The organism is Burkholderia sp. MR1-5-21 (assembly GCF_053427715.1).
This window is the reverse complement of sequence record NZ_JBSAXD010000001.1, coordinates 497434-509482: the sequence shown is the minus strand read 5'-3', so window position 1 is coordinate 509482 and position 12049 is coordinate 497434. Positions and strand designations below refer to the sequence as shown.

Here is a 12049-nt window from a genome sequence, read left to right as displayed (position 1 = left end):
TCACATTTGCTCAAGCTCAAACCCTTCGACAACAGCTACAAGAAGGCTCGCGAGAGCTACGAATCAGACAGCGATGATGAAGGAGTAAAGAAGTGAGTGAGGCATGGTCGAACAATAGCGTACCCAAGGATCATTTTTCAGTTGCCCAGGTAGCGCTTTACATTTTCGCGATACATCAGGCAGTCGTCGTGCTCATGACTGCAAGTGACGCTGTACCTCTGGGTATCGCCCCATAGGCCCCGTTAGTGTAACGAATTTCAGTAACCACCACCGCCGTCGTCAGCATTCTGTTCCTCATGATTGGGTATGTTCTGCTTGCTCGCTGTCTGACTTGCTGTAGCAGGGTGGTTTGGCGAATCTCATCGGCTGTATTCCTGACCAACCTGGGAATTGAGGCCTTGGCGCCAGCAGTACAACCCAGGCCGCACCCTGTATTGGCAGGAAGTCGTTCCATAGCCGGTGCAATCTCCATATGGAGTGGCCGTGCGGTGGTTGGCAAACCGTCAAATGCGACATCGTGTAACTGATCAGTGAAAAGCTTCAGTCTTGAATACCAGCGCCTTTGGTAGTACGGTGACGGGCGTAGTAGCGGACTTTGTTCAACAAATCGCGAAGCCAAATTCGGCGCAATATGTGTTCAACGGATTAACGGCGATGCTGAGTAACTACGCATCGAGCAAGTATCCCGAGCTTACGCCAGTTATTAATGAGCTGACCAACCATTTGAATGGTAGTAGCGCCGCAGCCTCAATTCAGGATCGCGCGAACAAAGTGTTTGGTGGGAGTGGTGAATGAAAAAAGTAATGAAGATTCGATTTATGGAGGACGGAAATCTTAGTTCGTGGTTGCGTATTCTTCTTATTCTTATCGGCATTGGTCTTGCCGTAATTGCAATTGAATTTGATCTTTCTGTTGCCTGGGCTCGCACTCTCTTACTTGGTGGATTCGCAATCGCACTTGTTGGGGGGATGACGAGTCGCGCAAAACTTTTTCATATCAAACCGTTCGATAACAGCTACAAGAAGGCACGCGAGAGTTACAAGTCGAAAGATGACGAAGAAGAACGGTTGAAATAGAAGCGCGAACCCGGCGTTGGCCAGGTTTGTTCGGTTCAAGCGGCAGTTGCACGACGACGCGAAAGCGAATGAATAGACGCTGGAGAAACTGTTGGCGGAGAGTACGGATACGGACAGCACGCGCAGCACGAACGAGTCGAAGAGCGCGAGTTTCGGTGTGTCGGTGGGGACCGGTGGTTTGGGGGTGTCGGCATCGATGTCGCGCGCGCATGGCAACGCTAATTCGGATGCAGTCACGCAGAACAACACGCATATCAACGCGAGCAATATGGCGGCGATCGTCAGCGGCGGCGATACCAACATCGTTGGGGCGAACGTCAATGCGAACAAGGTGATTCCGGATGTCGGCGGCGATCTGAATCTCGCGTCGGTGCAGGATACGAGCCAGAGCGCGGCCCATCAGAGTAGTGCCGGCGGTGGGTTCAACACGAGCATGAGTGGGGCGAGTGCCAGTGTCAGCGTGCAGAACGGGCACGCGAGCGGCAGCTATGCGGGTGTGAATGAGCAGTCGGGCATTCAAGCCGGGGACGGCGGATTCGACATCAACGTCAAGGGCAATACGGATCTGAAGGGCGTGTACATCGCGAGTACGGCGACGCCGGACAAGAACCAGCTCACGACGGGGACGCTGTCGTTCTCGGATGTTCAAAACCACTCCGAACACGATGCGAGCAGCTTCGAGATCAGCGCGGGTGGAGGTGTCGGGAATGGCGGTAACAACTACACGACGCATGGGCCGACGAGCGGGAAGAACACGGGTGGGGCGCTGCCGCTCTATGTAAGTGTGAGCGACAGCAGCGATGCGACCACGAAGAGCGCGATCAGCGCGGGCGCGATCACGATCACGGACACGGCGAACCAGAAGCAGGATGTGACGACGCTCGAGCGCGATGCGTCGAATCTGAATGGCACGGTCAGCAAGACGCCGGATTTGCAGCAAGTGTTGAGCAATCAGTCGGATCGGATCAACGCGGCGCAAGCGGCGGCGGAGACGATTGCGAAGCAGATTGGCAGCTATGCGGACAAGAAGCAGCGGGATGCGCAGACAGCAGCGGCGAATGAAACCGATCCGAAGCTCCGGGCGCAATATCTGCAAGAAGCCAAGGATTGGGCCGAAGGTGGCGACAATCGGGCCGCACTGCATATCGCGGGTGGGGCGTTGACCGGTGGCTTGACCGGAGGCGGCTTGGGGGCCGCAGGCGGCGCGGCGGGTGCGGGGCTGTCGGCGAAGCTCGCGCCGCAACTGAATGAAATCGCGCAGTCGATCAAGGACGCGGGGCCGACGGGTAGCCAGAACGTCGACGAGCTGCTGGGGAATCTTGCGTCGAATGTGTTGGCTGGTGGTGCGGGTGCGTTGGTTGGAGGTGGAGCGGGGGCGTTGTCTGGGGCGAGTGTGGATCGGTTTAATCGGCAGTTGTATCAAGACGCGCAATTCGACGAACGCGCGCTCGCAAAGAAGTTGGCGGAAAAGAGTAACGGGCAATACACACAGGCGCAGATCGAAGATCAAATGCGGATCATGGGCGGGGTGATCGGCGGGGATCGTGAATCTGGAGCGCCGGCGACATTGGTCGGGACGATGCCGACCGACTCGGGAGCGAAATGGCAATATGCGGGAACGACCGATGACGGCAAGCCGATTCTGACGCAGATCACGGTGAGGCCGAATGCTGAATTGCAGAGCTACATTCTTGCGAATTCTGCATGGGCGCAGAATGAAGTGCCGAACATCATGTATGACGGGACTGGCAAGAAGGGTTTTGGCTTTGAGGTAACGGGGCCGTTCACGAAGTTTGATCAGTCGGATGTGAATTATGTGAGGAATACGACGGCGGATGCGGCGTCGATGGTTTCAATGAATGCGGGGCGAATCGGCGCGGCCGCAGCAACAGGAGCAGCGCTTCCTACGCCTGTTACCCCCACCCTTGAAGCTATCGCGTTTGGATCGACGGTTACTGGATGGGTGGCGGATTTCGTTACGCAAATGGCTCGTCCAAACCCGGGTGACTATGTCGCAGGAGGCGTAGTGGATCTGACGCTCGGAGGGGTAGCGAATAAGTACCCACTAGCTGGGCCCTTCTTTACAGAACTCGGGAATTGGATCAAGGGCACCGGCACATTCAATGATGCAAGTAAAAAACTTAACGATGCAGTAAAAAATGGAAAATGAAGATTATAAATGATGGGAATTTTGCGCCTTGGTTTCGTGTCGGATTGTGGGCGGCGGGTATAGCTATTGCTGCTTCGTCTTATTATTTGCTGTCTGGGTTATTAATGTTCTTCGGTGTTGTCGTCGGAATGATTGTTCTAGCGACCGGAACATACGCGGAGCGTGCGAACATCTTGCACTTGAAGCCGTTCGACGACGGCTACAAGAAAGCACGTGGGAGCTACAAGACGAAGGATGACGACGAAGATCAGTCGAAGTAGAAACGACGAACCCGGCGATGGCCGGGTTTGACTGACCGGTTCAATCGGCAGTTGCATCCTGAAGAAAAGAAGTGGATCAGCGAAAAAGAGGCGGCATATGCGAAGCAGTATGGTTTGACGCCCGAGCAAGCGCATAACGAACTGACGATGCAGGCCAATTTGCAAGTGCAGAACGGTTCCTCAGGGACATGGAATCAGCGCGCGAGCGAATTCTTGGGACAAGCGCATGGGATGTTGCCTGCTGACGGGTTCGATCGGCAACTGCACGACGACGAGAAAAAGGCGTTTGCGGAGAAGGCTGGCAACGACAAGGCTGAACAGGAGAAGCTGACGCGCGCGGCGTGCCACGTGGTGAAGTGCTGGGCGGAGTACCAGAGGGTAGCGCGGAGTGGAACAAGGACTATGTGGGTGAGGTTGAAGCGGCGCAGTTGGAGCCGCAACTGGATTAGGCGAATCAGCAGGAGGAAGCAGATTTGTTCGAATACACGCAGTGGCAGAAGGTTGCTGATGCACTCAAGAACGATCCACAAAGAGTTGGCCTCGCTCGTTCCGCCAGTCTTCCGAGATTTTCAAGTGGAACATCCGAGGCAATCATCTTGCCGATTTGATCGCAGGCAGCGTCGCGAAGTATGTCCCATCCGGCGTCTGATCCGCCAGGCTCGAATGGGGCCGTTCCGCTTGTACGAGCTGATGTACTCGCCGATGGAGCGCCGGGCATGGTTGACCGGGAGATGTCAGGAAGCCGAACTCATTGACCAATCGGCAACTTCAGCGGCTCGTGCTCACCCGTCAGCCCGAACACGACGAGTTGCGCGGGCTCGGTATCGCTCGCGTTGCGCGACACCTGATGCCGCGAGCCGGGCGGCTCGTACCAGCCTTCGCCCGCTCGATATCGGCGCAACGGGCCGTCATTGATCTGCGACAGCACTTCGCCCTTCGACACGACCGCGAATACCGAGCCGAGATGCCGATGCGGCTCGGAGGCCTGGCCGGGCGCGTAGTCGACCGTCGCGACGACCGCCAGCTTGCCGGGCGCTTCGGGCACGGCCTGCTTCATCACAGGGTGCACGGCGTCGCCGCCGTCGTGTGCATGCGCCGCCGGGGACGCGGCGCCGAGCGCGGCCAAGAACGCGGCGGCCGCGCACAGGAACATGGAGCGCGTCATCGCAGGCTCCTTACGCGGGCAGCTTGCGGAACGCGATCGCGAAGCGGTTCCACGTATTGATCGTCGACACGAGCAGCGTCAGGTCCACGAGTTCTTCCTCGGTGAAATGCGGCTTCACGGCTTCCCAGACGGCTTCCGGCACGCGGTCGGCGGCGACCAGCGTCAGCGCCTCGGTCCATTCGAGCGCCGCGCGTTCACGGTCGGTGAAGAACGGCGTTTCGCGCCACGCGACAACCGTCGCGAGGCGGCGGTCGGTTTCGCCGCCCTTGCGCGCATCGGTGGTGTGCATGTCGACGCAGAACGCGCAGCCGTTGATCTGCGATGCGCGCAGGCGCACGAGTTCCGCGAGCGGTTTGTCGATCGAGCTCTTCGCGAGGAATTCCTCGGCGTTGCGCATCACCTTGATGGCATTCGGGCTGGCGGCATAGAAGTTCAGGCGGGGTTGCATCGTGAGTCCTCGGTCGGTTGATGCGCACGGTGGCGCGACGGGACCCAGATTAACGATCGGACTGGCCTTCCGAAATGACCAATTCCAGGTAAATCAAGGTAGCCAGTGCTCGGCGGTCAGCCGCCGGCGCGCAGCAGCGCAGCAAGCCGCGCGAGCGCCGTGTCGACGCGCGTCGCGTCGATCCCGCCATAGCCGAACAGCAAACCCGCGTGACGCGGCACGTCGACGTGGAACGCCGCGATCCCGTACAGCCCGACATCCTGCCGGCTCGCCGCCGCGATCAGCGCTGCTTCGTCGACACCCGCCTTGAGCCGCGCGGCGAGGTGAATGCCCGCCGCCGGCGCGATCGTGTCGAACCACGGCGCGAGGCCGCCGCGCAGGTGCGCGAGCAGCACCTTGCGCCGCGCGTCGTAGTGCTTCTGCACGCGGCGCAGGTGCCGCGCGAAATCGCCGTCGAGCATGAAGCGGGCAAGCGCGGTCTGCGTCAGCGTGCACGTATGCCAGTCGACGATCTGCTTCGCCTTGCAGAGCGCCGCGTGCAGCGCATGCGGCGGAATCGCGTAGCCGATCCGCAGCTCGGGAAAGATCGTCTTCGAGAACGTGCCGATATACGCGACGAGGCCCGTGCGGTCGAGGCTCTTCAGCGATTCCATCGGCCGTCCTTCGAAGCGGAATTCGCCGTCGTAGTCGTCCTCGATGATGATCGCGCGCCGTCGCTGCGCCCATTCGAGCAGCGCGACGCGCCGCTCGAGGCTCATCGGCATGCCGAGCGGAAACTGGTGCGACGGCGTCACGTAGACGAGGCGCGCATCGTCCGGCAGCCGGTCGGTGACGAGGCCGTGCGCATCGACCGGCACGCCGGCCACCGTCGCGCCGAGCGACGCGAACGCGGCGCGGGCCGGCGGGTAGCCGGGATCCTCGACCGCGACGACGTCGCCGGGCCGCACGACGACGCGCGCGATCACGTCGAGCGCCTGTTGCGCGCCCTGCGTGACGATCACGTCCTGCCAGTGGCAGCCTACTGCCCGGTTGAACGCGACATAGCGCGCGATCGCGAGCCGCAGCTGCTGGTCGCCGGCCGGGTCCTGATACTGGCCGGGGCCGCGCGCCTGCACGCGCAGCGCATGGTGCAGGCAGCGGCGCCACGCGTCGAATGGGAACAGCGACTTGTCGGTCACGCCGCCGCGGAAATCGAAGGCGGGCGCGTGCTGCGGAGTCGGCATTGCAAGCGCATCGGGCAGGTCGGTCCAGAACGCGCGGATGTCCGGCGCGTTCGTGGGGTCGGGGGCGGCGGCGATGCCCGGCGTCGGCGTATCCGGTGCATGCGGCACGCGCGCGAGGCCGTCGGCGACGAACGTGCCGTCGCCGCGCCGCGTCCACAGGTAGCCTTCCGCGATGAGCCGCTCGAACGCGTCGAGCGTCGTCTTGCGCGACACGCCGAGCTGCGTCGCGAGATCGCGCGTCGACGGCAGCCGCGCGCCGCCCGCGAGGCGTCCGTCGACGATCGCGGTGCGCAACTGCCGGTAGATTTGCCCCGTCAGGTCGTGACGGCCTTCGATGCGGATCGCGATGTCCATCGCAGTGGCTACCTCGGTTTGGATGATTTCGCCGCAACCGGCGTACCGCAAGTATGCCTTTGCGCCGGCCGGCGGTGCGGGCAGGTAGGGGCAGGTGCTGGCAGGTGGGGACAGGTGCGGTTAGGTGCGGTTAGGCGCGTAGGTGCGGGTAGGCGCGGGCAGGCGCGGGCAGATGCGGGCAGATGCGGGCAGATGCGGGCAGACGTGGGCAGACGTGGGCAGGTGCGGGCAGGTGCGGGCCGATGCGCGCGCCGCGCTCCGCTGCCGGAGCGGCCCGGCAGGCCTGCCGGCGTTACGTCGCACTCACCCGATACGTGCGCCGAGCCAGGACGTGAACGCCGTCACGAGCGGCGTATCGGCGAGTTCGTGACGCGTGACGAGGTAGTACGCGTGCCGTGCCGGCACGGTCGTGTTGAACAGCCGCACGAGCGTGCCGTCGAGCAGGTCGTCGCGCACCGACAGGCTGTCGCCGAGCGCGACGCCCTGGCCGCGCGCGGCGGCCTCGATGCCGATGTGCGCATTGCCGATCTCGAGCACGCGGATGTCCGGCAGCTTGTCGGCGTTCGCCTCGGCGAGCCACCGCATCCACGAGCCGGAATGCTCGCAGAACAGGGAGCGCCCGGCCAGGTCCTGCACCTTGCGGATCGCGGCGGGCCCGTTCATCAGCGCCGGACTCACGACCGGAAAGAGCGTCGGGTGCACGAGCAGCGTGACGCGCCGGTTGCGCCAGTTGCCTTCCCCGTAGCGCACGCAGACGTCGACGTCCGGCGAATAGACCTCGCGATCGTCGTTCGACGGAATCACCTTCAGGTGGATGCCCGGATAGCGCTCGAGAAAATCGCCGATATGCCGCGCGAGCCAGCGCGACGTGAGCGACAGCGGTGTCGATATCACGAGGTCGCCGACGGCGGCCGGCGTGTCGAGCTTGACCGTCGCGTTCGCGATCATGTCGAACGCCCGCCCCACCGGCTCCAGCAACGCTTCGCCTTCGGGCGTCAGCTTCACGCGCGCCTTTGATCTGACGAAAAGCTCGACGCCGAGCGTGCCTTCGAGAATCCGGATCTGGTGGCTGACCGCGCTGGCAGTCACGTGCAGTTCGTCGGCGGCGGCCGACACGCTGCCGCGCCGGGCGGCGGCCTCGAATGCGCGGAGGGGATTCAGCGGCGGCAGGCGGTTGCGCATCGGTGTTCGCGGCAGGTGTTGAGAAAAATTTCATTTAAGCCGATTCAATTTCTCGCTACAACAAAAAAAATTGAATGCCTACAGTGGGGGCAATTCATCCGACACGAGGTTGACCGCAATGAGCATCATCGAACCGATCGAACGTCTGTGGGGCGGCCGCTTCCAGGCGAAACCGTCCGACGCGCTGCAGGCGCTGTCGCGCTCCAATTCCAGCTTCTTCCGTCTGGCGCCGTACGATCTGGCGGGTTCGCGCTCGCATGCGCGCGAGCTGCAGCGTGCAGGAATCCTGAGCGACGAGGAGCTCGCGCAACTGCTCGCCGCGATGGACGGCGTCGAGCGCGATTTCGCGGCGGGCGAGCTCGCGCCGTCGCTCGCCGACGAGGACGTGCACACGTTCCTCGAGCGCGTGCTCACGCAGCGCCTGCCCGCGATCGGCGGCAAGCTGCGCGCCGGCCGCTCGCGGAACGACCAGGCCGCGAACGACTTGCGCCTGTATCTGCGCGACAAGTCGCGCAAGCTCGTGCGCAGCGTACTCGAGCTGCAGGAGGCGCTCGTCGGACAGGCGAGCCAGCATGTCGGGACCATCACCGCGGGGTTCACGCACCTGCAGCCGGCACAGCCGATCGTGTTCGGGCATCAGTTGCTCGCGCATGCGCAGGCGCTGTATCGCGACGTCGACCGGCTGGTCGACTGGGATCGCCGCACCGCGCGCTCGCCGCTCGGCGCGGCCGCGCTCGCCGGTTCGGCCATCTGTGTGCGGCCGGAGCTGTCGGCGCGGGAACTCGGCTACGACGGGCCGTGCGAGAACTCGATCGACGCCGTCGCCTCGCGCGATCATGTCGCCGAATTCGTGTTCGTGACGAGCATGCTGTCGGTCAACCTGTCCCGCCTGTCGGAAGAAGTGATCCTGTGGACGTCGCGGCAATTCCGCTGGGTGGAACTCGACGACGGCTACGCGACAGGCAGTTCGATCATGCCGCAGAAGAAGAACCCGGACATCGCGGAGCTCACGCGCGGCAAGGCCGGCCGGCTGATCGGCAACCTGAGCGGCCTGCTCGCGACGCTGAAATCGCTGCCGCTCGCGTACAACCGCGATCTCGCCGAGGACAAGGCCGCCGCGTTCGATTCGATCGACACGCTCGAACTCGTGCTGCCCGCGATGGCCGGGATGATCCGGACGATGCGCGTGAACGCCGACGAGATGCGACGCCAGGCGCCGCTCGGCTTCACGCTCGCGACGGAGGTCGCGGACTGGCTCGCGCTCACGGGCGTGCCGTTCAGCGAGGCGCACGAAATCACCGGCGCGCTGGTGCGCGCGTGCGAGCGCGACGGCATCGAGCTGGCCGACGCGAGCGCCGAACTGCTGCAGGCGGTCGATGCGCGTCTCGCACCCGGGATGCGCGAGCGCCTGACGCTCGACGCAGCCGTCGCGGCGCGCGCCGGCGCGGGCGGCACGTCGCCCGCACGCGTGCGCGAGCAGATCGAACGCCTGCAGCACGCGATCGAACGCCAGGCCGTGTGGGCCGCCGACTACCGGGGGCCGTCATGCTGAGCGCATCCGATACCCGCCGTCTCGACGGCACGCCGCCGGCAGCCTCCGACGTGGCCGACATGGCCGGCCTCGTGCGCGTGCGCCGGCGCTACTGGGGCCGCTATGCGGCATCGGTCGCGATCGTCGCGGCGATCGCGTACGTGGCTGCCGCGTTCGCGCGAGGCCAGATCGAATGGCACGTCGTCGGCCAGTTCCTGACCGCGCACTCGATCCTGACCGGCCTTGGCAACACGATCGTGATGACGATCCTCGCGATGACGCTCGGCGTCGCGCTCGGCGTCGTGACCGCGGTGATGCGGCTGTCGTCGAACCCGGTGCTCGGCGCGCTCGCGCAGGGCTACATCTGGCTGTTCCGCGGCACGCCGGTGATCCTGCAGCTGCTGCTGTGGTTCAACCTCGCGCTGGTGTTCCCGACGATCGGCATTCCGGGCATCGCCGAATACCGCACCGTCGACGTGATGACGCCGTTCCTCGCGGCCGTGCTCGGGCTCGGGATCAACCAGGGCGCGTACACGTCTGAAGTCGTGCGCGCGGGGCTGCTGTCGGTCGACACGGGCCAGTACGAGGCCGCGAAGTCGATCGGCATGGCGCGCCTGCAGGCACTGCGCCGGATCATCCTGCCGCAGGCGATGCGCGTGATCGTGCCGCCGATCGGCAACGAGCTGATCAGCATGGTCAAGCTGACGTCGCTCGCGAGCGTCGTGCAGTACGCGGAGATGCTGCATAACGCTCAGAACATCTACTACGCGAACGCCCGCGTGATCGAGCTGCTGATCGTCGCGGGAATCTGGTATCTCGCCGTCGTCACCGTGCTGTCGCTCGCGCAGGCGCGCGTCGAGAAGCGTTTCGCGCGCGGTGCAGGGCGCGGCGCGGGGCGCAAATGAACGGCACGACCCATCACCATCGGGAGGCTCCCATGACGAACGCGAACGCGGTCGTGCGCGCGGTCGACGTGCGCAAGTCGTACGGCGACTTCCAGGCGCTGCACGGCATCACCCTCGACGTCGCGCAGGGCGAAGTGCTCTGCATCATCGGTCCGTCGGGCTCGGGCAAGAGCACGTTCCTGCGCTGCATCAACCAGCTCGAGACGATCAGCGCGGGCGCGCTGTGGGTCAACGGCGAGCTGGCCGGCTACCGGCGCGTCGGCGACCGGCTCCACGAGCTGTCGGAGCGCCAGATCGCGCGGCAGCGGCTGTCGACGAGCATGGTGTTCCAGCGCTTCAACCTGTTCCCGCACAAGACCGCGCTCGAGAACGTGATCGAGGGTCCCGTGCAGGTCTTGAAGCGCCGCCGCGCGGACGCGCAGGAGGAAGCGCGCACGCTGCTCGCGCGCGTCGGGCTCGGGCACAAGTGCGACGCGTTTCCGGTCGAGCTGTCGGGCGGCCAGCAGCAGCGCGTCGCGATCGCGCGGGCGCTCGCGATGCATCCGCAGCTGATCCTGTTCGACGAACCGACGTCCGCGCTCGACCCGGAGCTCGTCGGCGAGGTGCTGGCCGTGATGCGCGATCTCGCGAAGAGCGGGATGACGATGATCGTCGTCACGCACGAGCTGGGCTTCGCGCGCGAAGTGGCCGATCGCGTCGTGTTCATGGACGGCGGCCGGATCGTCGAGAGCGGGCCGCCCGACCAGGTGCTGTCCGCGCCGACGCATCCGCGCACGCGCGACTTCATTTCGGCAGTGATCGCATGAGCGGGCCGGGCGCCCCGTGCCGCCGCGCCCGAACGACTGTTTCCGTCAACGACATCCTCACACAACGACAAGGCAACGCCCCATGAAAGCTTCCATCCTGACTCGCACCCTGGCCGCCGCCGCGTTCGGCGCACTCGCGCTGCACGCGTCGTTCGCGGTTGCGCAATCCACGACTGCCGCCGCAAAGCGCACGCTGAACGTCGCGATCGTGCCGAACTATCCGCCGTTCGAATACAAGGACCCCGCGACCGACAAGCTCGCGGGCTTCGACGTCGATCTCGGCGAGGCGCTCGCCGCGAGGATGGGCGCGAAGGTGAACTGGGTCGAGACGAGCTTCGACCAGATGATGAGCGCGGTCACGACCCAGCGCGTCGACATGATCCTGTCCGGCATGACCGACCTGCCGACGCGCCGCGACGCGGTGACGTTCGTCGACTACATCGAGACGGGGCCGCAGTTCTACACGTTGAAGGCGCGCGCGGGCGAGTTCACGCAGATGGGCGCGCTGTGCGGCAAGCGGGTCGGGTCGAGCCGGCGCACGTCGTTCCCCGACAACACGGCCGCGTGGAGCGCGGAGAACTGCGTGAAGGCCGGCAAGCCCGCGATCGTCGTGGTCGGCACCGACGGCTCGTCGGACGCGCGGATGCAGTTGCGCCAGAACCGCATCGACGCGGCCGTGCAGGGCGGCGAGACGCTGCCGTACCAGAACAGCCTCGAGCAGAACGCGTACGCGCCGGTCGGCAAGCCGTTCCTGTCGCAATACACGGGGATCGGCGTCGCGAAGACCAACACGGCGCTGACGAGCGCGCTGACGACTGCGCTCAACCAGATGATCGCGGACGGTTCCTACCAGAAGATCCTGACGAAGTGGGGGCTGCAGGAGCACGCGGTGTCGAAGGCGATGGTCAACGGCACGCACTGAGCGCGCG

Annotated in this window: 11 protein-coding genes and 1 pseudogene; 8 read left to right on the top strand and 4 right to left on the bottom strand. The window is 64.3% G+C overall.

The annotated features are described in order from the left end of the window. Positions 1-546: 546 nt before the first annotated feature. From ACV229_RS02190 to ACV229_RS02175, 4 genes and pseudogenes are all read left to right on the top strand, one after another. Positions 547-795, top strand: a complete 249-nt coding sequence (locus tag ACV229_RS02190; RefSeq protein ID WP_448081471.1) for a hypothetical protein — start codon at positions 547-549, stop codon at positions 793-795. After that, on the top strand, positions 792-1076 hold the full coding sequence (locus tag ACV229_RS02185; RefSeq protein ID WP_448081470.1) for a hypothetical protein: 285 nt from the start codon (positions 792-794) through the stop codon (positions 1074-1076). The genes ACV229_RS02190 and ACV229_RS02185 overlap by 4 nt, the downstream gene beginning before the upstream one ends. 91 nt (positions 1077-1167) lie before the next feature. Further along, positions 1168-2493: pseudogene (locus ACV229_RS02180) on the top strand (hemagglutinin repeat-containing protein); the annotation flags it as partial. 749 nt (positions 2494-3242) lie between these two features. After that, on the top strand, positions 3243-3506 hold the full coding sequence (locus ACV229_RS02175) for a hypothetical protein (RefSeq protein ID WP_448081469.1): 264 nt from the start codon (positions 3243-3245) through the stop codon (positions 3504-3506). 748 nt (positions 3507-4254) lie between these two features. Here the strand turns inward: ACV229_RS02175 and ACV229_RS02170 are convergent. The 4 genes from ACV229_RS02170 to ACV229_RS02155 all read right to left on the bottom strand — a co-directional run bounded on the left by ACV229_RS02170 (position 4255) and on the right by ACV229_RS02155 (position 7878). After that, a complete protein-coding gene (locus ACV229_RS02170; RefSeq protein ID WP_448081468.1) occupies positions 4255-4671 on the bottom strand; it encodes a cupin domain-containing protein in 417 nt (138 codons plus the stop codon). Positions 4672-4681: 10 nt separating this feature from the next. Beyond that, the gene (locus ACV229_RS02165; RefSeq protein ID WP_448081467.1) at positions 4682-5119 is read right to left on the bottom strand and encodes a carboxymuconolactone decarboxylase family protein; all 438 of its coding nucleotides are present in this window, start codon (positions 5117-5119) and stop codon (positions 4682-4684) included. 116 nt (positions 5120-5235) lie between these two features. Continuing rightward, a complete protein-coding gene (gene pdxR / locus ACV229_RS02160; RefSeq protein ID WP_448081466.1) occupies positions 5236-6696 on the bottom strand; it encodes a MocR-like pyridoxine biosynthesis transcription factor PdxR in 1461 nt (486 codons plus the stop codon). A 303-nt stretch (positions 6697-6999) separates the two neighbouring features. Beyond that, positions 7000-7878 (bottom strand): LysR substrate-binding domain-containing protein, encoded by an 879-nt coding sequence (locus ACV229_RS02155; protein WP_448081465.1) that lies wholly within the window; start codon positions 7876-7878, stop codon positions 7000-7002. A gap of 118 nt (positions 7879-7996) precedes the next feature. Between ACV229_RS02155 and argH the strand changes: the two genes are divergently transcribed. The 4 genes from argH (at position 7997) to ACV229_RS02135 (ending at position 12042) form a co-directional block, all read left to right on the top strand. Next, positions 7997-9430 carry an argininosuccinate lyase gene (gene argH, locus ACV229_RS02150; RefSeq protein WP_448081464.1) on the top strand — a complete coding sequence of 478 codons (1434 nt, stop codon included), beginning with the start codon at positions 7997-7999 and terminating at the stop codon, positions 9428-9430. Continuing rightward, positions 9424-10314, top strand: coding sequence for an amino acid ABC transporter permease (locus ACV229_RS02145; RefSeq protein ID WP_448081463.1), 891 nt, complete (start codon positions 9424-9426; stop codon positions 10312-10314). Before argH ends, ACV229_RS02145 begins: the two co-directional genes overlap by 7 nt. Then, entirely contained in the window at positions 10311-11120 is an 810-nt protein-coding gene (locus ACV229_RS02140) for an amino acid ABC transporter ATP-binding protein (protein ID WP_448081462.1), read from the top strand. Before ACV229_RS02145 ends, ACV229_RS02140 begins: the two co-directional genes overlap by 4 nt. An 82-nt stretch (positions 11121-11202) precedes the next feature. Then, complete coding sequence (locus ACV229_RS02135) at positions 11203-12042, top strand: ABC transporter substrate-binding protein (protein WP_448081461.1); 840 nt, start codon at positions 11203-11205, stop codon at positions 12040-12042. Positions 12043-12049 lie beyond the last annotated feature (7 nt).